The following is a 23974-nucleotide window of genomic DNA, read 5'->3' on the forward strand; positions in this document are numbered from 1 at the left end:
GCGCCGCGCGGCCCTCGGCCGGGGGCTGGCTTCGCCGGCCAGACTCAGCGCCGGGCGTCAGCTGGGTGGGCCGCTGGCCAAGGGGGACGGCTGTGCCAGGGGTCGTCGTCGGCCGAACTGCCGGCCAGGTATCTGGTTTCGCGCTGGGCGTCAGCGGCGAAGGGCGGGCGTCGGCGTGCCAGGGGCTGGCGCCAGCCGCGGGCTCTTCGCCAGGGCCTGGCGCCGACTGAGTCGCCCGGCGAGACTCAGCGCCCGGCGTCGGACGTGTGGGCCCCCGGCCCGTCGAGGCAGCGCCCTTGCCTGGCGGGGCGCGAGGGCGCTGCGCGGCTGTGCCGCAGGCGCAGCCAGCAGACGAGGGCCGGCCCCGGCAGGCCGATGGCGGTCCTGAGGCCCACCACGGCACGGCCTGGCCGAGGCCAGACACCGGCGCACGCCCGGCCCGCCCACCGGCGGCGCCGGCACACGAGGTGCCGGAGGCCCACCACGGCCGAGCTGGCGGCCAGACTCAGTGCCCGGCGTCAGCCGTGTGAGCCCTCAGCCATGGGCGGCGGCTGTGCCGGGACCCGTCGTCGGCCGGGCTGCCGGCCAGGCATCGGGCCGCACGCCGCCCATACTGCCGCCCGCCCGCCGGGCGGAACGGGCTACTCCGCCGTTGGCGAGCCGGTCTCCGCCGCCGGGGCGGCCTGGCCGCCGGCAGGCGCACCGCTGGTGCGCCGCTCGTACGTCTCCATCGTGCGGACGAAGAGCGCCCGCTCCGCGGGGGTCAGCGGTTCGAAGGCCGAGCGCCAGGCCACCGCGCCGTTGGCGAGCCAGTCCTCGATGGCCCGGCGGGTCTCCGGCTCGTGGGTGATGGTCACGATGGTGCGCCGCCGGTCCGCCGGGTCGGCGTGCCGCTCCAGGACGCCCTGCCTGCTGAGGTCGCTCACCATCAGGCTGACCGTGGTGGGCGCGACCTCCAGACGCGTGGCGAGCTGGCCGACCTGCATCGGGCCGTCGAAGAGCAGCAGCCCGAGCAGCGAGAGGTGCCGCGGCGCGAGGTGGAAGGAGCGCAGCGGCTCGGGGAGCGGGACGCGCTTGAGCCGGGCGGCCACCCGGGGCATCAGCAGCAGCATGGCGCGGACCGCCTCGTCCGGGCTCAGGCCGGACTCCGGCTCCGCGTCGTCACGCTCCCGCCGCGCTGACATGCCGCACCCCCGATGATCTCGCTGGGGCGGCCAACGCTACCCGACGGCGGCGAGCAGTTGCTCCTCCTCGTAGGCGAAGTGCTCTTCGAGGCCGGCCGCCACCCGCTCGAACTCCGCGCGGAGTGCGGCCAGTTCCCCGCGGTCGCCGGGCAGCCCCGCGGAGAGCAGCGTGTCGAGCGCCGCCAGCGAGCGGGCCACCACCTCGTGCTCGGCCCGCAGCCGGTCGAGGGCCGGCCGCAGCGCCGGGTACTGGCGTTCGAAGGCGGTGAACGCGCCGTCCTCCCTCGTGTGGTGGAGCTGGAGCCCGTGGCAGAACGTGAGGCAGGTGCGGTGCAGCTGCTCGATCACCGGCCGGGCGGGGCGCGGCTCGGCGGCCGTCGGCCCGCCGGTCAGGGCGGCCTCGAACTCGGCGCGGGCGGCCCGGAGTTGGTCACGCATCCCGTCGTGCAGGGACAGCAGCTGCCGGGCGATGAGCCGGCCGCGCTCCGGGTCGCCCGCCAGGTCGAGCGGGTGCAGCGCGACGACCGGGATGGTGCGGGTGGTGCGCTCCTGGTAGTCGCGGAAGCCGGGGGCGAGCGAGCACTGGGTCGCCCACTCGCGGTCGCGCTCGGCGTCCGGAAGTGGCTCGGCCCGCGCCGCGAAGGGCTGGACCCGGCCCGCCTCGGTGCCGATCTCGACGGTCACCTGGGGGCTGGCCAGCAGGTTGAGGTACCAGTGCGGGTGCGTCGGGGCGCCGGCGTTGGAGCCGAAGACGAGCAGCCGGTCGCCGTCCCGCCGGTAGACCGTCGGGGTGGTGTGCGGGCGGCCGGTCCTGCGCCCCGCGGTGGTCAGCAGCACGAGGTCCGCGCCCTCGAACCTGCCGCCCACCCGGCCGTTGTTGGCGCGGAATTCCATGATGACCTGATCGTTGAAGCCCATGGCTCGACCTCCCCTGGCTGTTTTGGTTTCAAAACAAAGCTACCAGGGGAGGTCGGAGTCGTGTCAACGTTCGCGCACGGTCAATCGCGGCCCCCGGGGCCGCCCCGCAGCCGGGACTCGACGGCGGCCAGCGCCCGGGCCAGCACCTCGACGCCCTGCTCGGCCTCGGCCACGGTCAACGACAGGGGAGGGGCGATCCGCAGCACCCCGGCGCCCGGCGGGCCGCCCCTGCCGATCAGCACCCCGCCCTCCCTGGCCGCCTCGAGCGCCAGCGCCGCCGCCTCGGGCGACGGCTCGTCCGTGCCGGGCACGACGAGCTCGACGCCGATCATCAGCCCCCGGCCGCGCACCTCGCGCACCACCGAGAGACCGGCGGTCGCCGCCCGCAGCCGCTCGATCAGCAGGCCGCCCACCCGCCGCGCGTTGCCCGGCAGGTCGTGCTCCAGCAGATACCCCAGGTTGGCGAGGCCGGCGCTCATCGTGACCGGGCTGCCGCCGAAGGTGGAGATCGAGCTGGCGTCCAGGCAGTTCATCACCTCGGCCCTGGCCACCACGCCGCCGATCGACATGCCGTTGCCGATGCCCTTGGCGAAGGTCAGCAGGTCGGGCGGGCCGCTCGCACCGTGCGCCTGCCAGCCCCAGAAGTGGTCCCCGGTCCGCCCCCAGCCGGTCTGCACCTCGTCGCTGATCCACAGGACGCCGTGCTCGTCCAGCACCTCGCGGAACGCCGCCAGCAGCTCGTCGGGGCCCGAGGTGAAGCCGCCCACCCCCTGCACCGGCTCGGCGATCAACGCGGCCACCCCGCCCCTGGTCTGGGCGAGCAGATCGCGCAGGTCCGCCACGCAGGCCGCGACGAACCCCGCGTCGTCGAGCTCGGCGAACGGGCCACGGGTGCGCACCCCGCCGTGCACGTAGAGCGTGCGCAGCGGCGAGAGACTGGTCGGTGCCCAACCGGAGTTGCCCGTGACCCCGACCGCCGAGAACGACCGGCCGTGGTAGCCGTTGCGCATCGCCAGCACCTGGTTGGAGCGGCGGAACGCGGTGGCCAGCAGCAGCGCCGTGTCGTTGGCCTCGGTGCCCGAGGTGGTGAAGAAGACCCGGGCATCCGGGATCCCGGAGAGCGCCGCGATCCGCTCGGCCAACTCGACCATCGGCCGGTTGAGGTAGAGCGTCGAGCTGTGCAGCATCCGGGCGGCCTGCTCGGCCAACGCGTCGGCCACCTCGGGCAGCGCGTGGGCGGTCATGGTGGTGAGGATGCCGCCGAAGAAGTCCAGGTAGCGGTTGCCCTCGGCGTCCCAGACGTGCCGGCCCGCGCCGTGCGTCAACTCGATCGGCCGCCGGTAGTAGAGCGCGAGCCAGTCCGGCAGCACCGCCCGGTGCCGGTCGAGCAGCGCCGGGTGGACGGCGGTGGTCGTGGTGGTCGGCTCGCTCATGGCCGCACCAGCCCCCGGTACGCGTCCGGGCGCCGGTCCCGGTAGAAGGCCCATTGCTGGCGCACCTCCTCGATCAGCCCGAAGTCCAGGTCGCGGACCACGAGTTCCTCCTCGCTGTCGCTGGCCGCCGCGCGCACCAACTGGCCGCGCGGGTCGGCGAAGTAGCTCGTGCCGTAGAAGTCGTCGTCGCCGTAGGGCTCGCGGCCCACCCGGTTGATCGCCGCGACGAAGTACCCGTTGGCCACCGTGGCGGCCGGCTGTTCGAGACGCCACAGGTGCGCCGACAGACCGCGCGAGGTCGCCGACGGGTTGTAGACCAGCTGCGCGCCCGCCAGGCCCAACTCGCGCCAGCCCTCGGGGAAGTGCCGGTCGTAGCAGATGGTGACGCCGATCCGGCCCACCGCGGTCTCGAAGACCGGCACCACGAGCACCATGCCCGTCTCCCTGGCCAACTCCCGCATCCGCCGCACCGTGGGCCCCTCGGGCACCGGCTCCGCCCAGCGGTAGTGCTCGCGTTCCTGGACCTGACAGAAGTAGGGGGCGTTGAACACCTCCTGGAACCCATGATCACGGCGCCCTTCCGTGCCGCCCGCCTGGCGTGCTCCTCGTGCTTGGCGATCACCGACTCGCCGTCGCCGGCCCAACTCGCCTGTAGCAGCGCCGCCCGCACCACGTCCGCCATCGGCCGCTCCCGTCGTCACTCACCATGAGTAAGGTTCTCTGACCCGGTGTGACGTAGCCTAGCGAGGCGGGTAGCCACTCAGCCACGTAGCGCAGCGGAAGGAGTCCCGGGGATGGGCGACAGCCGGCCGGTGTACCAGCGGATCGCCGACGATCTGCGCCGGCGGATCGACGAGGGCGAGCTCGCCGTGGGGGACCGGATCCCCTCCCGCGCCGAGCTCAAGCGGGCCTACGCGGCCAGCGACCAGACCGTCGACCGGGCCGTGCGGGTGCTGAAGGCCGCGGGGTACGCCAGCGGACAGTTCGGCCGCGGGGTGTTCGTCAGCGACCGGGTGCCGATCGGGGCCCTGGTGCGGAGCACGGCGGCCGTCGACTCGCCGCTCGCCGCCCGGGTCAGCGTGCTGGGCGACGCGGCGGCGGGCGGCACGCCCGACCTGGCCTGGGAAGCCGTCTCCACCGCCACCACCGCGCCGCCCGACATCGCGGCCCGGCTCGAACTGCCGCCCGGCGCGCGGGTGATGTGCACCCGCTACGAGTACCTGGCCGACCGCCGCCCCCTCCAACTCGCCACCAGCTGGGAGCCGTTGGCGCTGACCGAGGGCACCGACGTGGCCTACCCGGAGCGCGGCCCGTACGCCCGCCGTGGGGTGCGCGGCCGGTTCGCGGCCATCGGCATCCGGGTCGTGCACGCGCGCGAGATCGTCGGCTCCCGGCCGGCCACCAGCCCGGAGGCGGAGGTACTCGGCTGCGCCCCCGGGCAGTGCGTCACCGCCGTGGAGCGCACCCACTACGACGCGGACGACCGGCCGGTGGAGACCTCGGACACCGTGGTGCTCGGCGACCGCTGGCGCCTGGCGTACGACATCGCGTTCGCCTAGGGGTCGGTGTCTACGACTCGGCGGCCTCCGCGTAGGCCTGTGACAGCTCGGGGGCGCCGGTGTCCGCCCACTCCTCGGCCGTGGCCACCACGTCCACCTCGCGGCCCGAGGCCGTCACCACCACCGGCCGGCCGCCAGGCCCTGGGGCCCAGGCCGCGCCGGGCACCGTGCGCACGATCACCGTGCCGAGGAACAGGCCGACGTCGTTGGCCAGCCAGGGCAGCTCCTCGGGGTCGTCCCGCCATCCCGGGAGCAACTGGTCGAGGGCCTCGAGCGACCTCGGCGTGTCGCTCAGCACCACCCCGGCACGCTGCGCGCGGGCCCGCAGCAGCTCGCACTCGGACAACAGCTGGGCCACTCCCTCGGGATCCGCCCAGGAGCCCGTCGGCGTGGCGGTGGGCTGCTTGCGCCAGTTGTCCAGGAAAGGGATGTTCATGTGTCCAGGGTCCCACCACGTCGGCCCGCCAGGCCACCCAGAGATGTCATCAGTTGTTCACAGATTCGGTTTGCGAACCGCCTCACACGCCGGGGGAGGTGGGCTCCAGGTCGAGGTCGACCACGACCGGGGCGTGGTCGGAGGCGCCCTTCCCCTTACGCTCCTCGCGATCCGCGTAGGCGTCGGTGACCAGACCGGTGAACGGCGCGTTGGCGTAGACCAGGTCGATCCGCATCCCCCGGTTCTTCGGGAAACCCAGCTGCCGATAGTCCCAATAGGTGAACGCCCGCTCGTACTTCAGCGGGCGCGGCAGCACGTCGGAGAGGCCGGCCTCGCGCAGCGCGGCCAGCGCCGCCCGCTCCGCCTCGGTGACATGGGTGCTCCCCTCGAAGACCGAGCGGTCCCACACGTCGGCGTCCTCCGGGGCCACGTTGAAGTCGCCGAGCACCGCGAACGGTCGGGGGCCCGCCGCGTCCTCCGCGACCGCCTCCCGAAGGGCCTTCAGCCAGCTCAGCTTGTAGTCGAAGTGCGCGTGCCCGACCTCGCGGCCGTTGGGCACGTAGACCGACCACACCCGGACCCCGCCGCAGGTGGCCGCCACCGCGCGCGGCTCGGCCACCCCGTCGTACTCGGGTCCGCCGGGCAGCCCGCTGGTCACCTCGTCGAGGCCGACGCGGGAGAGCACCGCCACCCCGTTCCACCGGCCGCCGGCGTGCACGGCCGCCTCGTAGCCCGCCTCCCGCAGCCGCTCGGCCGGGAAGGCGCCGGCCTCGCACTTCAGCTCCTGGAGGCAGAGCACGTCGGTGCCGCTGCGCTCCAGCCAGGCCAGCAGCCGGTCGGTCCTGACGGTGACGGAGTTGATGTTCCAGGTGGCGATGCGCATGGCGGCTCTCTCGGCTCTGCTCTCTGGTCGGCGGTGACGGGACGGGGCGGGGCGGCGACGGCTCAGACGGCCGCCGACTCGCCGGGGGCCAGCCTCGCGTACTCGGTGGGGGCGATCCCCGCGCCCTGAGGGCTCAGGTTGCGGGCGTACACCGGGAGGGCCAGGTCGGTGAGCAGCGCGTCGTGGACGGCGAAGGCCCGCTCCGGGCGGACCTCGCGCACGTAGTCCACGACCTCGGAGAGCTTGTTCCACGGGGCCTGCACCGGCAGCAGCAGGGTGTGCACCGGGCGCTCGGGCACGGTCAGCGCGTCCCCCGGGTGGAAGAGCGCGCCGCCGACCAGGAAGCCGATGTTGGTGATGCGCGGGATGTCCGGGTGGATCACCGCGTGCAGCTCGCCGTGCACCTCGACCTCGAAGCCGGCCGCCTCGAAGGTGTCGCCGTGGCCCACCGTGTGCACCCGGCCGGGGAACGCCGCGGACAGCTGCTCGGCGACGCTGCGCAGCGTCCAGAGCTCGGTGGCGGGGGAGGCCTCCAGGGCGGCGCGCAGCCGGCCCTCGTCGAAGTGGTCGGGGTGCTCGTGGGTGACGAGCAGGGCGTCGGCGCCGAGGGCCGCGTCCTCCTCGCTGAACGCGCCGGGGTCGATGACCAGCGTGCGGCCCTCCCGCGTGAGGCGGACGCAGGAGTGGCCCTTCTTGGTGAGCTCCATGCCGGCCATTCTGCTACGCGCCACCGACAGCGGCCGACGAAGGCCCCGGGCCGGAGCTCCCGGAACGCGGAACCGCCCGGCGGCCGGCCCTCGCGGGCCGCCACCGGGCGGGGGGACGGACGGCGCCCGTCAGGACTCGGCGCCCGCCCTGGCCTCGCGCCGGTTGTCGCGGAACGCGTACACCCGGCGGGCCATGGCGAACAGCGGGATGACCGCGCCGAGCACCAGCTGGAGCGAGCAGCCGGTCTGGAGCAGCAGCAGGCCGCCGGGCGCGTCGAAGGCCCAGGCGGTCAGCAGGGCCATGGACAGCACGATCCACGAGAGCATGGCGATGGCGAGCGTGCCGCGCGGCTTGGGGTACTCCACGCGGCTCACCATCAGCCAGGCCACGCCGAGGATCGCCAGCAGCGTCGGCGTGAACGGCAGCTCGAGCAGCACGATCGAGACCACGGTGAGCGCGCCGAAGGGGCTCGGCATGCCCTGGAAGACGCCGTCGGGCATCGTCACGCACGAGAATCTCGCGAGCCGCAGCACCACGGCGAGCAACACCACGGTGGCCGCCAGCGCCGACAGCGGCTCGTGGACGTCGCCGACGACCATTCCCCAGACCAGCACGAAGTAGGCCGGGGCAAGACCGAAGCTGATCAGGTCCGACAGGTTGTCCAGCTCGGCGCCCATCGGCGAGGCCCGCAGCTTCCGGGCCACCAGGCCGTCGAACAGGTCGAAGACCGAGGCCAGCAGCATCAGCAGCACCGCGGTCGCCGCGTTGTTCCGCACCACACCGGCGTCCCCGCTGTTGGTGAGGTGCGGGATCAGCACACCGGTGGTCGTGAAGTAGACGGCGAGGAAGCCGCAGGTGGCGTTCGACAGCGTCAGGGTGTCCGCTATCGAGAGACGCATCGACAGCGGAAGATCGTCGACCTCCGCGTCGTCGTCGTCCGCCACCCAGGACGCCGCCGGGGCCCTGGTATCCGAGGTCGATCGCTCAGTCACGGTCAAGGCGTGTCACTCCCGCGGTGGTGTGCTGGCCGACCTCGACGGCGGGCTCGACGCCCTCCGGGAGGTAGACGTCCACCCGTGAGCCGAACCGGATCAGGCCGACCCGGTCGCCCTGCTCGACCTTGCAGCCCTGCGGCACGTACGGCACGATCCGCCGCGCCACCGCGCCGGCGATCTGCACCATCTCCAGGTCGCCCAGCTCGCTGTCGAAGCGCCACACGACGCGCTCGTTGTTCTCGCTCTCCTTGTCGAACGCGGGGACGTACCCGCCGGGGATGTGCTCGACGGAGGCCACGGTACCGGCCACCGGGGCGCGGTTGACGTGCACGTTCAACGGGCTCATGAAGATCGCCACGCGCGTCCGCCCGTCGGGCCACGGCATGATGCTCTGCACCACCCCGTCGGCGGGCGAGAGCACCCTGCCCTCCCCGAGCTCCCGCTCCGGGTCGCGGAAGAACCACAGCATCCCGGCGGCCAGGGCCGTGGTCGGGACGGCCGCGGCGGCCCAGGCTCCGGATCGGCGGGCCTTCACCAGGGTGACGGCGGCCGCGGCCATGGTGGGGAGCAGCCATGGTGAGGCGCCGCGCGCCAGTCGGATCCGGCCGCCGGGGGAAAGGGAAGAGCGGTAAGGCATGGGAGACCTTCGTAGCGGGGAACATTGCACCGGTGCACCTCCGCTCGCGCGGAGAGGGCCCCGAAGCGGTGCGCGTGTCTCGATGCTATAGGTCCCGGACGGTAACTCGGCAAGCCAGCGGGCCGATCGGGGGCCGGCCGCCGCGCGCCGCCCCCCGTCCGAGCTCGGGCAATCGCCGCATTTCAGCCCGGCAGTCGGTATTCCTCAAGCAGTCGCCGACCGATGATCATCTTCTGGATTTCCGCGGTTCCCTCGCCGATGAGCAGCATCGGCGCCTCCCGGTAGAGCCGCTCGATCTCGAACTCCTTCGAGAATCCGTAGCCGCCGTGAATGCGGAACGAGTCCTCCACCACTTCCTTGCAGTACTCGGCGGCCAGGTACTTCGCCATGCCGGCCTCCAGATCGTTGCGCCGGCCCGCGTCCTTGGCGCGCGCGGCCCGCACCATCAGGCCGTGCGCGGCCTCCACCCGGACCGCCATCTCGGCCAGCCGGAACTGGATCGCCTGGTGCTCGGCGATGGGCCGGCCGAAAGCCCTGCGCCGCTGCGCGTAGGAGATGCCGAGTTCGAAGGCGCGCAGGGCCACGCCGCAGCCCCGGGCGGCCACGTTCACCCGGCCGACCTCGACTCCGTCCATCATTTGGTAAAAACCTCGGCCGGTCGTCCCGCCGAGCACCCGATCGGCGGGGACGGGCAGTTCCTCCAGGACCATTTCGGTGGTGTCCACCCCCTTGTAGCCCATCTTGTCGATCTTGCCGGGAATGGTGAGCCCGGGCCTGATCAGGCCGAATCCGGGTTCCTTCTCGACGAGGAACGTCGTCATCGAGCGGTGCGGCGGCGTGTCGGCCGGAAGTCCCTCGTCCGTCCGGCACAACACCGCCACGAGATGCGACGAGCCGCCGTTGGTCAGCCACATCTTCTGCCCACTCAACCGGAATCCGCCGTCCGCGGCGCGCACGCCCCGGGTGGCGATCGCGGAGACGTCGGAGCCGAGGCCCGGTTCCGACATCGAGAACGCGCCGCGCACCTCGCCGGTCGCCATCCGTGGCAGGAAGTGGCCCCGCTGCTCCGCGGTGCCGTGGTGGACGAGCAGGTGCGCCACGATGAAATGGGTGTTGACGATGCCGGAGACGCTCATCCAGCCGCGGGAGAGCTCCTCCACGCACAGCGCGTACGTCAGCAGCGACTCGCCGAGCCCGCCGTACTCCTCGGGGATGGTCAGCCCGAAGAGGCCCAACTCCCGCAGCCCCGCGACGATCCGCTCCGGGTACTCGTCGCGGCGTTCGAGCTCGCCGGCGACCGGAAGTATCTCCTTGTCGACGAAGCGCCGTACCGTTTCGACGATCTCCCGCTGGACCTCGGTGAGCCCCTCCGTGCTCGCCAGTCGCCGCATCTCAGCGCTCCCCGTCCCGCCGCTCGGCCGTGGGCACCAGCACCTTGCGGCGGAACACGCAGACCAGCGTGCCGTCCTGGTTGTGGCCGCGGGTCTCCACGGTCACCACGCCCCGGTCCGGCTTGGACGTCGAGGCCCGCTTGGCCAGCACGGCGGTCTCGCCGTAGACGGTGTCGCCGTGGAACGTCGGCGCGGTGTGCCGCAGCGACTCCACCTCCAGGTTGGCGATGGCCTTCCCGGACACGTCCGGCACCGACATGCCGAGCAGCAGCGAGTACACGTAGTTCCCCACCACCACGTTCCGCCCGAACTCCGTCTCCCGCGCGGCGTACTCGGCGTCGAGGTGCAGCGGGTGGTGGTTCATGGTGAGCAGGCAGAACAGGTGGTCGTCGTACTCCGTGATGGTCTTGCCCGGCCAGTGCCTGTACACGTCCCCCACGCTGAACTCCTCGAAGATGCGGCCGAATCGCACGGTGTCCTCCCGGGCGGTTGATCGGGCGGGGTGGTCGGGTGGGCGGTTGGGTCCCGGCTCAGGCCGGGGGAGTGAAGGAACTGGTGCGGGTGAGGCCCGCGGCGCGGCCCTTGGTGGCGATGACGCGGGCCATCTTGCGGCTGGCCTCGTCGATCATCTCGTCGCCCAGCATCGCCGAGCCCTTCGCGCCGCCGGCCGCCGACGTGTGGTAGGCGTACGCGTCCAGGATGAGTTCGGCGTGGTCGTAATCGTCCTGGGTCGGCGAGAAGATCTCGTTGGCCGCCTCGATCTGTCCCGGGTGCAGCACCCACTTGCCGTCGTAGCCGAGCGCCGCGGCCCGGCCGGCCACCTCCCGGAACGCCTCGACGTCCCTGATCTGCAGGTAGGGCCCGTCGATGGCCTGAAGGCCGTGGGCGCGGGCGGCCATCAGGATCCGCATCAGGATGTAGTGGTAGGCGTCGGCCGGGTAGCCCGGCGGCTGCTCGCCGACCACCAGCGACTTCATGTTGATCGAGGCCATGAAGTCCGCCGGGCCGAAGACCAGCGTCTCCAGGCGGGGCGAGGACGCCGCGATGGCGTCGACGTTGACCAGTCCCCTGGCGTCCTCGATCTGCGCCTCGATGCCGATCCCGCCCACCGGCAGCCCCGTCGTCCGCTCGATCTGCGTCAGCAGCAGGTCCAACGCCCGTACCTGCTCGGCGTCCTGGACCTTGGGCAGCATCAGGCAGTCCAGGTTGGCGCCCGCGCCCTCGACCACCGTGATCACGTCGCGGTAGGTCCACTCGGTCGACCAGTCGTTGACCCGCACGACCCGCGTCTTCCCGCCCCAGTCGCCCTCGTTGAGTGCCTTGACGATCGCGTGCCTGGCGCCCTCCTTGGCCAGCGGCGCGCAGGCGTCCTCCAGGTCGAGGAACACCTGGTCGGCGGGGAGCTGTTGGGCCTTCTCAAGGAACCGCGGGTTGCTGCCGGGGACGGCCAGGCAGGAGCGGCGTGGGCGGATCATGACAGGGCCTCCAGGGGGTCGAGACGGTGCGCGAGACGGATCTCGTCGACGATACGGCCGATGATCGCGGTGATGCCGAAGTCCTTGGGGGTGAACACCGCGGCCACCCCCGCCGCCCGCAGCGCCGCCGCGTCGCCGGCCGGGATGATGCCGCCGACGACGACCGGCAGCTCGCCGGCGCCGGCCGCCCGCAGCCGCTCCAGGACGTCGGGCACCAGCGCGGCGTGCGATCCCGACAGGATGGACAGGCCCACGCAGTGCACGTCCTCCTCCACCGCCGCCGCCACCAGCTGCGCCGGGGTGAGCCTGATGCCCTGGTAGACCACCTCGAAGCCGGCGTCCCTGGCCCGGACCGCGATCTGCTCGGCGCCGTTGCTGTGGCCGTCGAGTCCCGGCTTGCCGACCAGCAGCCGCAGCCGGCCGACGCCGAGCTCGCGCGCCGTCCCGGCCGCGGCCCGCCGGACCGCGGCGAGCGCCGGGTCGGGCGCCGCGCCGGTCGGCGCGGCGCCGCTCACCCCGGTGGGCGCGCGGTACTCGCCGAACACCTCCCGCAGCGCGTCCGCCCACTCCCCGGTGGTCACCCCGGCGCGGGCGCAGTCCAGGGTGGGGAACATCAGGTTCTCCCCGGTCCCCGCGGTGCGCCGTAGCGCGTCGAGCGCCCGGCGGGCCGCCGCCGCGTCGCGTCGGCCGCGCCAGCGTTCCACCTCCTCGATTACCGGGCCCTCGGCCGCCGGGTCCACGGTCAGCACGGCGGCGTCCGGGTCGGCGGTCAGCGGGCTCGGCTCGGTCTCGGGGTAGCAGTTGACGCCGACGATCCGCTCCTCGCCGCTCTCCACCCGGGCCCGGCGGCGGGCGTGCGACTCGACGAGTCGCTCCTTGAGGTAGCCGGAGGCGACGGCCGCCAGCGCGCCGCCCATCTCCTGCACCCGGCCGATCTCCGCCCACGCCTCGGCGGCCAGCGCCTGGGTCCTGGCCCGCACGACGTGGCTGCCGGTGAACAGGTCCTCGTACTCCAGCAGGTCGCTCTCCTCCGCGAGCACCTGCTGGATCCGCAGCGACCACTGCTGGTCCCAGGGGCGCGGCAGCCCCAACGCCTCGTTCCACGCCGGGAGCTGGACGGCGCGGGCACGGGCGTCCCGGGAGAGCGTGACGGCCAGCATCTCCAACACGACGCGCTGCACGTTGTTCTCCGGCTGCGCCGCGGTGAGACCGAGCGAGTTGACCTGCACGCCGTAGCGGAAGCGGCGCTGGGCCGGGTCCGTGACGCCGTAGCGCTCGCGGGTGATCCGGTCCCAGACGTCCCCGAACGCCCGCATCTTGCACATCTCCTCGACGAAGCGGACGCCGGCGTTGACGAAGAACGACATCCGCCCGACGACGTCGCCGAACCGCCCCGGGCTGATCCGCCCCGAGTCGCGCACCGCGTCGAGGACGGCGATCGCGCTGGTCATGGTGTAGGCGATCTCCTGCACCGGCGTGGCGCCGGCCTCCTGGAGGTGGTAGCCGCAGATGTTGACCGGGTTCCAGCGGGGCAGGTGGCTGACCGCGTAGGTGATGGTGTCGGTGGTCAGCCGGAGCGAGGGGCCCGGCGGGAAGACGTAGGTGCCGCGGGCCAGGTACTCCTTGACGATGTCGTTCTGCGTGGTGCCGCGCAGCAGCGTGGGGTCTGCGCCCTGCTCCTCGGCGACGACGCGGTAGAGGGCGAGCAGCCACATGGCGGTGGCGTTGATGGTCATCGAGGTGTTGGCGCGCTCCAGCGGGATGCCGTCGAACAGCTCCCGCATGGCGCCGAGATGGGCGACCGGGACGCCGACCCGGCCGACCTCGCCGCGGGCCAGCACGTGGTCCGGGTCGTGGCCGGTCTGGGTCGGCAGGTCGAAGGCGACGGACAGGCCGGTCTGGCCCTTGCCGAGGTTGCGGCGGTAGAGCTCGTTGGAGGTCCGTGCCGTGGAGTGTCCCGCGTAGGTGCGCATCAGCCAGGGGCGGTCGCGTCTCGCCATCTCAGGCTCCGCCGCCGACGGGTTGGGGGGCCGGTGCGCGGAACCGGTTGATGGCGGTCAGGTGGCGCTCGCGCAGTTCGCGGTCGCGGACGCCGAGGCCCTCGGCGGGGGCGAGCGCGAGGATTCCGACCTTGCCCTGGTGGCGGTTGGCGTGCACCTCGTGGGCGGCCTGGCCGGTCTCGGCCAGCGGGTAGACCCGGGAGAGGGTGGGGTGGACCCGGCCCTTGGCGACCAGGCGGTTGGCCTCCCACGCCTCGCGGTAGTTGGCGAAGTGCGAGCCGACGACCCGCTTGAGGCTCATCCACAGGTAGCGGTTGTCGTAGGCGTGTTGGTAGCCGGTGGTGGAGGCGCAGGTGACGACGGTGCCGCCGCGGCGGGTGACGTACACGCTGGCGCCGAACGTCTCGCGACCCGGGTGTTCGAGGACGATGTCGACGTCCTCGCCGCCGGTGAGTTCGCGGATCCTGGCCCCGAACCGCCGCCACTCGCGCGGGTCCTGGGTGTGCTCGTCGCGCCAGAAGCGGTAGCCCTCGGCGCCGCGGTCGATGACGGCGGTGGCCCCCATCCGGCGGCAGAGCTCCGCCTTCTCGGGGCTGGAGACGACGCACACCGGGGTGGCGCCGCCGGCCAGCACCAGCTGGGTGGCGTAGGAGCCGAGGCCGCCGCTCGCGCCCCAGATCAGCACGTTGTCGCCCTGCTTCATGGCGGCGCCGTTGCGGGAGACCAGTTGGCGGTAGGCGGTGGAGTTGACCAGACCCGGCGCGGCCGCCTCCTCCCAGCTGAGGTGGCGGGGCTTGGGCATCAGCTGGTTGGCCTTGACCAGCGAGAGTTCGGCGAGGCCGCCGAAGTTGGTCTCGAAGCCCCAGATGCGCTGCTGGGGGTCGAGCATGGTGTCGTCGTGTCCTTCGGCCGATTCGAGTTCGACGGAGAGGCAGTGCGCGACCACCTCGTCGCCGGGGCGCCAGGCGTTGACGCCCTCGCCGACGCGCAGCACGACGCCGGCCAGGTCGGAGCCGATGACGTGGTAGGGCAGGTCGTGGCGGGCGGCGAGCGGCGAGAGCCGGCCGTACCGCCGCAGGAAGGCGAAGGTGGGGACGGGCTCGAAGATCGAGGTCCACACCGAGTTGTAGTTGACCGAGCTGGCCATCACGGCGACCAGGGCCTCGCCGGGGCCGAGCGGGGGCACCGGCACCTCGTCCAGGTGCAGGGAGGCGCGCGGGTCCCTGGCCAGGCTCGGCAGGCCGTCGAACATCGCGGTCTCGTCGCGGTGCACGGTGATGGCGCGGTAGGACTCGGGGAGCGGCAGTGCGGCGAAGTCCGCTTCGCCGGCGGCCGAATCGTCGAGCGCGGCGATCGCCGCGAGGATCTCCTTCACGGGCTGCCTCCGAGGGCAGGCGGGGGTCACGACAGTTGGCTGAGCGCTTGAACCGTGTGCATGTGAACGGTGAACGCGTGGCGTGCGGCTCGCGCGGTGGCGCGGGGTGACGGGCGCCCGCGAGTGCGTGGGACAGCGCCCGGATGCTCGTACCGTATGGCACCCGGTGCCGCCCTGCAAGGCACTGCGTGCCAATAATTCCGCTCATTTGTCATCACCCCTCGCGCATACGAGCGGAGAGGGTTTCGGGGAAGCGGACTACGACCTGTCGGTCAGCGCCTGTTCGATGGTGCGCATGACCTCGCTCAGCGGTGCGTCGGTGCGCGCCACCGTCACCAGCACCTCGCCCCTCGTCGACGCGAAGGCGGCCGGGGGCGAGGCGGTGGCGGCGATCACCGGCAGCGAGGCGAAGGTCCGGCGCACGATCGCGAACGCGTGGTCGAGCTCGGCCTCCACGTCGCCCTCGCCGTCCCGGCGCAGCCAGCGCCGCAGCACGTGGTTGTGGGCGGTCACCACGGCGGCCGCCGCCACCTCGGCGAGCAGCGGCTCGTCGCCGTTGTGTGAGTTCTCGTCGAACTGCCCGAGCAGGTAGCGGGTGAAGAGGCGCTCGTAGCGGGCCACCGAGGCGATCTCCCGCTCGCGCAGCGCCGGCACCTCGCGGGTCAGCCGGTAGCGCTGCACCGACACGGCGGGCGCCGCCGCGTACATCTTCATGACCTCCTTGATGCCGCGGCACACCGTGTCGATCGGGTTCTCGTGCGCGGGCGCCGCGTCCAGCACGGCCTTGGCGCGCTCCAGCGTGTCGTCGTGGTCGGGGAAGATCGCCTCCTCCTTCGACCGGAAGTGGCGGAAGAACGTCCGGCGGGCGACCCCGGCCGCGGCGGCGATCTCGTCCACCGTGGTGGCCTCGTACCCCTTGCTCGCGAACAGCTCCATCGCGGCGGCGGCGAGTTGTCGGCGCACCTTGAGCCGCTGGTGGGAAACCTGGGGACGGACGGACTTCACGGGCTGGGCCATGAGGCGAACGTACTCCATCCGTCACTCGCGACGCTTCCGCGTTCCACGCCGTCAGCCGGCGGAGCCGTAGGAGTGGAAGCCGCGACCCGACTTCCGCCCCAGCCAGCCGGCGGCCACCAGCTGGCTCAGCAGCCCCGCCGGCTCGTGCGTCGGCTCGCCGAACTCGCGGTGCAGCGTCCGCTGGATGGCGAGCGCCACGTCCAGGCCAACGACGTCGAGCAGTTCGAAGGGGCCCATCGGGTAGCCGGCGCCGAGACGCATCGCGGTGTCGATCGCGGCCGGCGTCGCGTAGTGCTCCTCCACCATCCGCACCGCGTCGTTGAGATAGGGGAAGAGCAGGGCGTTGACGACGAAGCCGGCGCGGTCGCGGCAGTCCACCGGGTGCCGGCCGATTGCGGCGCAGACGGCGTGCGCGGTGGCGTGCGCCGCGCCGCCGGTCAGGACGGTGCGCACCACCTCCACCAGGCGCATCGCCGGTGCCGGGTTGAAGAAGTGCATGCCGACGACGTCCGCGGGCCGGGAGGTGGCCCGGGCGCAGGCGATCACCGGCAGCGACGAGGTGGTGGTCGCCAGCACGGCCCCCGGCCGGCACGTGGCGTCGAGGGCCGCGAACAGCCGCCGCTTCACGGTCAACTCCTCGGCCACCGCCTCGATCACCAGGTCGGCGCCGGCCAGTGCCGCGAGCGACCCGGCCGGCCGGACCCGGGCCAGCGCGGCGTCCCGCTCGGCCGCCGTGATCCTGCCCTTGCGCACCCTGCGCTCCAGGGATCCCGCGATCCGGTCCCGCGCGGTGGCCGCGCGCCCCGCGTCGCGCCCCACCAGCGTCACCGGCAGCCCCGCCCCGGCGAACACCTCGGCGATCCCGGCGGCCATGGTGCCCGAGCCGACCACGCCCACGGCCGCCACCTGGCGCGGCTCGCCGAGCCGCGCACCGCCGGTCGGGGTCAGCTCGTCCGGCACCGCCGCGCCGTCGTGCGGCGCGCGGTAGGTGTAGAACCCGCGGCCCGCCTTACGTCCCGTCATCCCCGCCTCGACGAGCTGCCCCAGGATCGGCGCCGGCGCGTACGGCCGGTGCCCGGTGCGGTGGTGGAGCGCGTCGAGCACGGCGCGCGCCGTGTCCAGGCCGATCAGGTCGAGCAGCGCGAGCGGCCCCATCGGCAGCCCGCAGCCCAGGCGCATCGCCGCGTCGATGTCCTCGCGGGTCGCGTAGCGCGACTCGTACATCGCGGCCGCCTGGTTGAGGTAGCCGAACAGCAGCCCGTCCGCCACCAGCCCAGGACGGTCGCCGGCCGGCAGCGGCTCCTTGCCGAGGTCGGTGACGAGCGCGGCGACGGCGGCCAGCGCCTCGGGCGCGGTGAGCACCGACGAGACCACCTCGACCAGGCGCATCGCGCGCACCGGGTGGAAGAAGTGCAGCCCCACGACCCGGCCGGGCCGCGCGGTCTCGGCCGCGAGCCGGGTGACCGGCAGCGCGTCCGTGGTGGTGGCCAGCACGGCGGTGGGCCGGACGACGTCGTCGAGGTCCTTCAGCACGGCGCGCTTGAGGGAGAAGTCCTCGGGCACCGCCTCGACCACCAGGTCGGCCTCGGCGGCCGCGGTGAGCTCGGCGTGCGTGGTGAGGCGGCCGGGGCCGGTGAGCCCGGCGGAGGCGGCGAGCGCGCGGCCGGCGGCGGCCGGGTCGACGTCCACGCCGACCACCCGCCGCCCCGACCTGACGAGGGCCTCGGCGAGGCCGGCGCCGAGGGTGCCGAGCCCCACCACGGCGACGGTCCTGAGGGCCGGCGGGGCGGGGGTGGGGGAGAGGAGGGTGGCCGAGGCGGCGGTGCGCTGGTCCATGGCGAACTCCAGGGTGACGACCGGGCAGGGGCGAACTGTCGGTCGGCCGGCCCCTGTCCCGGGGGCCCGCCGAAGAGGTTCGCGACCGCGTCACCGTCGCATCGCATGAGCCACAAGGCGCTCTGATGAGCAGCCTACCGAGCCGGGGTCACCCGCCGCCACCCCCGTGACCGGGACTCGTTCACCCGCGGGCGTACCTGACCTCGTCGACCACGGCCCCGGAGATCTCGAACGTGGCCGCGGCCCCGTCCGGCGCGAACCCGTGCCGCTCGTAGAAGCCGCGCGCCCCGGCGTTGCCCGCCAACACCCACAGCCGCACCCGCGCGTGCCCGAGCGCCGCGAGACCGTCAAGCGCGGCGCCGAGCAGGGCCCGTCCCACCCCGGCACCCATGAACTCCGGCCGCACGTATACGGCGTAGAGCTCACCCCAGCCCTCGCCCCCGGCCGTCCCGTCCACCTGCGGGTTGGGCCGGTAGGGGCCCAGGCAGGCCCAGCCGACCACGCCGTGCCCTTCGACCTCCGCCACCAGGTGGGAGACGCCCGGCGGCTCCTTCGCCAGACCGGCCCGCAGCCCGGCCGCCCACCGCGCCGCGTCCATCCCGTCCAGGAACTCCCGCGGCACGAGCCCTCGATAGGCGTGCCGCCACCCCTCGACCCTGGCGAGCCCGGCCGCCTCGGCGTCCGCCGGCTCGAGCCCCCTGACCGATATGCCCATGCCCCGCAGCGTAGTTCGACGCCACTCCGCCGGCGCGACGTTTTCGGTTCGGAAGGTGATCACGCACATGAGGTGCGCCTACGATGGGCAGCGTCCGTCCGAGCTGTGGTCCGTGTGGGGGCCACGGGAGGAGAGGGGAAACGGATGTCCGCTGATGTCCCGGGGCAGGGACCGCTGCCCGCCGCGTTCCTGACGCCCGGTTCCTCGTCGTTCCTCGACTTCCTCAAGGAGCACTCGCCCGGGGTGCTGCCACCGCTGCCCGAGACCCCGACCGGGCGCGCGGCGGCCGAGGTGCGGCACGGCACCACCATCGTCGCGGCCACCTACGCGGACGGCGTGCTCCTCGCCGGCGACCGCCGGTTCACCGCCGGCAACCTGATCGCCCACCGGGAGGGCGAGAAGGTCTTCCCCGCCGACGAGTTCTCCGCCGTCGGCATCTCCGGCACGGTCGGCCTCTCCATCGACATGGTCCGGCTCTTCCAACTGGAGCTCGAACACTACGAGAAGGTCGAGGGCGTCCCGCTCTCCCTGGTCGGCAAGGTCAACCGGCTGACCTCCATGATCCGCGACAACCTCGGCATGGCCATGCAGGGCTTCGCCGCCGTACCGCTCTTCGCCGGCTACGACCTGGCCGCCCGTCGTGGCCGGATCTTCTCCTTCGACATCACCGGTGGCCACAGCGAGGAGTTCGGCTTCGCCTTCACCGGCTCGGGATCGCCGTTCGCGCGCGGCTCCCTCAAGAAGCTGCACCGCGAGGGCATGAGCGAGGACGAGATCGTCACCGCCGTCGTCCAGGCGCTCTACGACGCGGCCGATGAGGACACCGCCACCGGCGGCCCCGACCTGACCCGCGAGCTCTTCCCGAGCGTCGCGCTCATCACCGAGGACGGCTACCGCCGACTGCCGCAGGACCGCGTCGCCGAGCTGGCCCGCGCCGTGCTCGACCAGCGCCGCGAGCGCCCGGACGGGCCGATCGCGCCACCGCTCTGACGGTCGGGAAGGAACGGGCCGTCACGTCGCTCGCGGCGGATCAACGAACGATCACGCGGAGCAGCTCCACGCCGATCCCCAGGAGCTGCCGCACGTCGACCCGGTGGTAGACGTACCTTCCGCTCTTCTCCGACGTCAGGAGTCCGGCGGCGCGGAGCTTCGCGAGATGCCTCGACACCTGCGGTCGCGTCAAGTTGGTGCGGCGAGCCAGGTCCGAGGTGGTGATCGCCTCGTTGACCATGTGGCGACACAGACCCAGGCGGGTCGGGTCCGAGAGGATCGTCAACCGCTGGCGCACCTCCTCGATGGACGGGGGCTGGCCGCGCCAGGCCACCGGGTAGTGCAGCACCACGGGGAATCCCGGTTCGCCCCGGATGACGAGATGGGGGCGGCCGTGCACGGTGGGCACGAGGAAGACGTGGTTCCCGCGGAGTGGGACGGTCAGGTCCTGCAGCTTGTCGAAGCGCACGCCCCTGCCGTCCTGTACCGGCCGCGCGGCCGGGCTCACCGAGGAGAGCAGCTCCGCGAGCGGCAGCGCGCGGAGCCTGGACCGGGTCTGCTCGACCTCGTCGCGCAGCCGGGTGCGAACGCGCTCCCACTCCCTGGCGAAGAACTCCTCCCCCGAGTCCTCCAGCGTCCGCACCAGATCGCACCGGAACGCCTCCGGGTCATCGATCAGCGATCTCGCCAGTTCGCCGCGTGAGAACGAGCGGGCCTCGCAGGCCGCGATGAACTCGTCGGGCCTGGTGACGGCGGACCGGGGAGCGAAGGAGCCGCCCTGGATCGAGTAGGCGGCGGCCTCGACGAAATCGTCCTGGCGGAGTTTCGACACCCGGCCGATCTCCGTCTGGAGATCCACGTCGAGTGGCGGGCCGAGGGGCAGCAGGAGGCGGCAGCGACGGCGTGCCCAGAGCGGCGCGAACCACGTCAGCCGGTGTCGCAGTTCGCGGGGCAGCGACTCGTCGGTCCTCGTCAGCCACGACCGGGACTCCAGGTGGTGGTCGGGCTCGGCCAGCGCGTGCAGGCAGGCCTGGAGCTCGGAGATCGGCGACGTTCCGACGGCCACGTCCGAGCTCTTCGCGCCCCTCAGATCAAGCAGCACCGGCACCCGACGACTGTAATCGAACAGTTGACGTCCTCGCGGTAACAATCGGGCATACGGCACCGACCGCGACCTACAGTCCCGGCTCATCAGCGGACAGCACGACGCGAGGGAGTGGACGTGGTCGAGAGGCCGGGGAGTGACGGCGGCTGGCAGGCCGTCCCGGAGCCGGGGTCGGGATGGCGCCGGGTGGTCTCGGTGCCGATGCGGGACGGGGTGGCGCTCGTCGCGGACGTCTACGCCGCCGAGCCAGAGCCGGGCCCGCGGCCGGTGCTGCTGGAGCGCACGCCCTACGGCCGCCGGAAGCCGCGCGGCTCGGACGGGGCCTTCGAGTCCTGGAACCCGCCCCCGCCGGAGGCGGTGTGCCGGCGCTTCGTGGCGCGCGGCTACCACGTGGTCCGGCAGGACTGCCGCGGCCGGGGCGACTCCGGAGGTGAGTTCGTCAAGTACCTCGGCGAGGCCGAGGACGGCTACGACACGGTCGAGTGGATCGCGGCCCAACCGTGGTGCGACGGCCGGGTGGCCACCATGGGGGTCTCCTACGCGGCACACACGCAGACCGCGCTCGCCTCGCTCGGGGCGCCGTCCCTGGCGGCGATGTTCCTCGACTCCGGTGGCTTCGCCAGCGCCTACGAGACCGGCGTCCGGCTGGGCGGGGCCTTCGAGCTCAAGCAGGCCACCTGGGCCTTCGCCCGGGCGAAGACCAGCGCGCGGACGCTGGCCGACCCGGTGCGGCGCGCCGCGCTCGACGGCGAGTCGATCGAGGAGTGGTTCGGGCAGCTGCCCTGGCGGCGCGGGCACTCGCCGCTGCGGCACGCCCCGGAGTACGAGGACTACCTGTTCGAGCAGTGGGAGCACGGTCCCTTCGGGCCCTACTGGCGGCAGCTCGGCATCTACGGGCGCGGGCACTTCGACCGCTTCCCCGACGTGCCGAGCCTGCACATCTCCAGCTGGTACGACCCCTACATACGGACCGCGGTCGAGAACTTCCACGAACTCGGCGCCCGCAAGAGCAGCCCGGCCTACCTGGTTCTGGGGCCCTGGACGCACGGCAGGCGCAGCGTCCCCTGCGCAGGGGACGTCGACTTCGGCCCCGCGGCCACCCTGGACGGCAACCTGGCGGCCGACTACGTCGAGTTCCGGGCGGACTGGTTCGACGCCCAGCTCTCCCCGACGCCGACGAGCGACCCGGCCGTCCGCTACTTCCTGATGGGCGGCGGCTCCGGCCGGCGCACCGCCGAGGGACGCCTCGACCACGGCGGCCGTTGGCTGGTCAGCTCGACCTGGCCGCCCGAGGGCGCGCGCCCCACCGAGCTCCACCTCACCGCTGGCGGGGAGCTCACGCCTGACCCCCGGGGGCTCACCGGGTACCTGGAGTACGACCACGACCCGCGCGATCCGGTGCCGACCATCGGCGGACAGGTGACCTCGGGCGAACCGGTGATGGTGGGCGGGGCCTTCGACCAGCGCCCCGACGACCGGACGTTCTCCCTCGGCGGGTCCCGGCTGCCGCTCGACTCCCGCCCCGACGTGCTCACCTTCCAGACCGCCCCGCTGGACCACGACCTCGTGGTGGCCGGCCCCGTCGTCGCCCGGCTCACGGTCTCATCGAGCGCCGTCGACACCGACTTCACGGTGAAGCTGATCGACGTCCACCCGCCGAACGCCGACTACCCGGCCGGCTTCGCCATGAACCTGACCGACGGCATCCTGCGGTGCCGCTATCGGGACTCGTTCGAGACGCCGGCACCGCTCGAACCCGGGCGGGTCTACGAGGTGACCGTCGAGGCCCCCGACACCGCCAACCTCTTCGCCCGCGGCCACCGGATCCGCGTCGACATCGCCTCCAGCAACTTCCCCCGCTTCGACGTCAACTCCGGCACCGGTGCGGCCGAGACCACCGACCGCCGTCAGGTGGTCGCGACCAACCGCGTCTTTGTCGACGGACGGTCCACCGTCACGCTGCACGTCCTGGAAGGGGAGCCGGCATGAGCGTCCCCACCGGAATCACCCTCGCCGCGGTCGGCGACCTCGTCCTCGACGACGACGTCCTGACCCCCCGCCTCGAAGCGTCGGCGCCCCGCCTCCTCGACACCCTGCGCGGCGCCGACGTCACCATCGGGAACTTCGAGACGACCGCGATCGACTTCGACCGCTTCGACGGCTGGCCGGAGGCCGAGCCCGGGGGATCGTGGCTGGTCACCTCGGTCCGCGGCGGAGCGGACGTCCGAGCCATGGGCATCGACATGGTCTCCCGCGCGAACAACCACGCCACCGACTGGGGCGTGGCCGGCCTGCGCTCCACCAGCGCCGTCCTCGACGCGGCCGGGCTCGTCCACGCCGGCGCCGGCGAGTCCCTCACCGCCGCGCGCGCCCCGCGGTACCTCTCCACCCGCCACGGACGGGTCGCGCTCGTCTCGGCGGCGACCCGCTACCAGGCCATGTCCCTGGCCAGCGACCCGTTCGGGATCGTGCCCGCGCGCCCCGGCATCAACGGCCTGCGTACCAGGAAGTGGTTCGCCGTCGAGCCCGCCGAGCTCCGGGCCATGGCCGCGATCCGCGACCGCCTCCCGCCCGCCTCCCTGCACCACGCGGCGCGACGGGCCGACGCGCGGGACGGCTCCGTGACCCTCGGCGGAACCGCGTTCGTCTCCTCCGCGGCCACCGGGGGCCGCACCGGACCCCACTGGCGGGTCGAGGAGGAGGACGTCGCCGCCCTGCGCACCAGCGTGCGGCAGGCCAAGCAGAGCGCCGACCTCGCCGTGGTCGCCCTGCACACCCACGAACCGGGCAACCACAGCGCCGAACCCCCGCCCTTCCTGCCCGAGCTCGCGCGCGCGGCCGTCGACGAGGGCGCCGACGTCGTCCTCGGCCACGGCCCGCACCAGCTGCGGGGCATCGAGGTGTACCGGAACCGGCCGATCTTCTACTCCCTCGGGAATTTCGTCTTCATGCAGAACCGCCAGTTCCCGCTGACCCGGGAAGCCTGGCGGCGTACCGGCCTCGACCCCGTGCGGCACACCGCGAGCGAGATGCTCGAACAGAAACGCGTCAAAGGGGCCTTCGCCGAACGGATCTGGTTCGAAAGCGTCGCGGTCACGCTCTCCTTCACCCGCCCCGGCGCGCTCGACATCACCCTGCTCCCGACAACGCTCACCTTCGACACCCCGCACCATTCCGACCGGGGAACGCCGCAGGTGGCGGACGTCACCGCAGCCCATCGCATCCTCGACCGGCTCCGCACGCTGTCGCGGGCGTACGGTACCGAAATCCTCCTTGACCAGGGTCAAGGCACCATCCGCGTCGACCTGTGAACACGA

20 protein-coding genes and 2 pseudogenes are annotated in these 23974 nt (G+C 73.2%); 4 read left to right on the forward strand and 18 right to left on the reverse strand.

Features of this window, described 5'->3' with window-relative positions; genetic code table 11:
• Window positions 1-641: 641 nt before the first annotated feature.
• The 4 genes and pseudogenes from ACFWI8_RS31055 to ACFWI8_RS31070 form a co-directional block, all read right to left on the reverse strand.
• Window positions 642-1184 carry a MarR family winged helix-turn-helix transcriptional regulator gene (locus ACFWI8_RS31055; protein WP_387098381.1) on the reverse strand — a complete coding sequence of 181 codons (543 nt, stop codon included), beginning with the start codon at window positions 1182-1184 and terminating at the stop codon, window positions 642-644.
• Window positions 1185-1220: 36 nt separating this feature from the next.
• Complete coding sequence (locus ACFWI8_RS31060; RefSeq protein WP_387098383.1) at window positions 1221-2102, reverse strand: nitroreductase/quinone reductase family protein; 882 nt, start codon at window positions 2100-2102, stop codon at window positions 1221-1223.
• An 80-nt stretch (window positions 2103-2182) separates the two neighbouring features.
• Window positions 2183-3535, reverse strand: coding sequence for an aspartate aminotransferase family protein (locus ACFWI8_RS31065; RefSeq protein ID WP_387098385.1), 1353 nt, complete (start codon window positions 3533-3535; stop codon window positions 2183-2185).
• Window positions 3532-4217, reverse strand: a pseudogene (locus ACFWI8_RS31070) (nitrilase-related carbon-nitrogen hydrolase). The gene ACFWI8_RS31065 and the pseudogene ACFWI8_RS31070 overlap by 4 nt, the downstream one beginning before the upstream one ends.
• A gap of 112 nt (window positions 4218-4329) precedes the next feature.
• On the opposite strand from ACFWI8_RS31070, the gene ACFWI8_RS31075 reads away from it, so the two are divergent.
• A complete protein-coding gene (locus tag ACFWI8_RS31075; RefSeq protein WP_387098387.1) occupies window positions 4330-5094 on the forward strand; it encodes a GntR family transcriptional regulator in 765 nt (254 codons plus the stop codon).
• Between the two features lie 10 nt (window positions 5095-5104).
• On the opposite strand, the gene ACFWI8_RS31080 is transcribed toward ACFWI8_RS31075, so the two are convergent.
• The 13 genes and pseudogenes from ACFWI8_RS31080 to ACFWI8_RS31140 all read right to left on the reverse strand — a co-directional run bounded on the left by ACFWI8_RS31080 (window position 5105) and on the right by ACFWI8_RS31140 (window position 18562).
• A complete protein-coding gene (locus ACFWI8_RS31080; protein ID WP_387098389.1) occupies window positions 5105-5530 on the reverse strand; it encodes a DUF6278 family protein in 426 nt (141 codons plus the stop codon).
• Between the two features lie 82 nt (window positions 5531-5612).
• Window positions 5613-6413 (reverse strand): exodeoxyribonuclease III, encoded by an 801-nt coding sequence (locus ACFWI8_RS31085; protein WP_387098391.1) that lies wholly within the window; start codon window positions 6411-6413, stop codon window positions 5613-5615.
• A 62-nt stretch (window positions 6414-6475) separates the two neighbouring features.
• Entirely contained in the window at window positions 6476-7120 is a 645-nt protein-coding gene (locus ACFWI8_RS31090) for an MBL fold metallo-hydrolase (RefSeq protein ID WP_387098393.1), read from the reverse strand.
• A gap of 129 nt (window positions 7121-7249) precedes the next feature.
• Window positions 7250-8020 carry a CDP-diacylglycerol--serine O-phosphatidyltransferase gene (gene pssA, locus ACFWI8_RS31095; RefSeq protein ID WP_311600088.1) on the reverse strand — a complete coding sequence of 257 codons (771 nt, stop codon included), beginning with the start codon at window positions 8018-8020 and terminating at the stop codon, window positions 7250-7252.
• Window positions 8021-8105: 85 nt separating this feature from the next.
• Window positions 8106-8753: a phosphatidylserine decarboxylase gene (locus ACFWI8_RS31100; RefSeq protein ID WP_387098395.1), complete on the reverse strand. Its 648-nt coding sequence runs from the start codon at window positions 8751-8753 to the stop codon at window positions 8106-8108.
• A gap of 182 nt (window positions 8754-8935) precedes the next feature.
• Window positions 8936-10144: an acyl-CoA dehydrogenase family protein gene (locus ACFWI8_RS31105; protein WP_387098397.1), complete on the reverse strand. Its 1209-nt coding sequence runs from the start codon at window positions 10142-10144 to the stop codon at window positions 8936-8938.
• Window position 10145: 1 nt separating this feature from the next.
• A pseudogene (locus ACFWI8_RS31110) lies at window positions 10146-10622 on the reverse strand (MaoC family dehydratase); the annotation flags it as partial.
• 52 nt (window positions 10623-10674) lie between these two features.
• On the reverse strand, window positions 10675-11619 hold the full coding sequence (locus ACFWI8_RS31115; RefSeq protein WP_387098399.1) for an HpcH/HpaI aldolase/citrate lyase family protein: 945 nt from the start codon (window positions 11617-11619) through the stop codon (window positions 10675-10677).
• A complete protein-coding gene (locus ACFWI8_RS31120; RefSeq protein WP_387098401.1) occupies window positions 11616-13619 on the reverse strand; it encodes a protein meaA in 2004 nt (667 codons plus the stop codon). The genes ACFWI8_RS31115 and ACFWI8_RS31120 overlap by 4 nt, the downstream gene beginning before the upstream one ends.
• Before the next feature lies 1 nt (window position 13620).
• The gene (gene ccrA / locus ACFWI8_RS31125) at window positions 13621-14994 is read right to left on the reverse strand and encodes a crotonyl-CoA carboxylase/reductase (protein WP_387098403.1); all 1374 of its coding nucleotides are present in this window, start codon (window positions 14992-14994) and stop codon (window positions 13621-13623) included.
• A gap of 258 nt (window positions 14995-15252) precedes the next feature.
• Window positions 15253-16029, reverse strand: a complete 777-nt coding sequence (locus ACFWI8_RS31130; protein WP_387098405.1) for a TetR family transcriptional regulator — start codon at window positions 16027-16029, stop codon at window positions 15253-15255.
• 33 nt (window positions 16030-16062) lie between these two features.
• A complete protein-coding gene (locus ACFWI8_RS31135; protein ID WP_387098407.1) occupies window positions 16063-17847 on the reverse strand; it encodes a 3-hydroxyacyl-CoA dehydrogenase family protein in 1785 nt (594 codons plus the stop codon).
• A 181-nt stretch (window positions 17848-18028) separates the two neighbouring features.
• Window positions 18029-18562: a GNAT family N-acetyltransferase gene (locus ACFWI8_RS31140; protein ID WP_387098409.1), complete on the reverse strand. Its 534-nt coding sequence runs from the start codon at window positions 18560-18562 to the stop codon at window positions 18029-18031.
• A gap of 144 nt (window positions 18563-18706) precedes the next feature.
• Between ACFWI8_RS31140 and prcB the strand changes: the two genes are divergently transcribed.
• Complete coding sequence (gene prcB / locus ACFWI8_RS31145; protein WP_387098411.1) at window positions 18707-19552, forward strand: proteasome subunit beta; 846 nt, start codon at window positions 18707-18709, stop codon at window positions 19550-19552.
• 40 nt (window positions 19553-19592) lie between these two features.
• On the opposite strand, the gene ACFWI8_RS31150 is transcribed toward prcB, so the two are convergent.
• Window positions 19593-20660: a DUF5937 family protein gene (locus ACFWI8_RS31150; RefSeq protein WP_387098413.1), complete on the reverse strand. Its 1068-nt coding sequence runs from the start codon at window positions 20658-20660 to the stop codon at window positions 19593-19595.
• Window positions 20661-20774: 114 nt separating this feature from the next.
• On the opposite strand from ACFWI8_RS31150, the gene ACFWI8_RS31155 reads away from it, so the two are divergent.
• Entirely contained in the window at window positions 20775-22646 is a 1872-nt protein-coding gene (locus tag ACFWI8_RS31155) for a CocE/NonD family hydrolase (RefSeq protein WP_387098415.1), read from the forward strand.
• Window positions 22643-23968 (forward strand): CapA family protein, encoded by a 1326-nt coding sequence (locus ACFWI8_RS31160; RefSeq protein ID WP_387098417.1) that lies wholly within the window; start codon window positions 22643-22645, stop codon window positions 23966-23968. The genes ACFWI8_RS31155 and ACFWI8_RS31160 overlap by 4 nt, the downstream gene beginning before the upstream one ends.
• Window positions 23969-23974 lie beyond the last annotated feature (6 nt).

The sequence above is a fragment of the Streptomyces sp. NPDC127098 genome, assembly GCF_042722465.1.
GTDB classification, from domain to species: Bacteria; Actinomycetota; Actinomycetes; order Streptomycetales; family Streptomycetaceae; genus Streptomyces; species Streptomyces millisiae.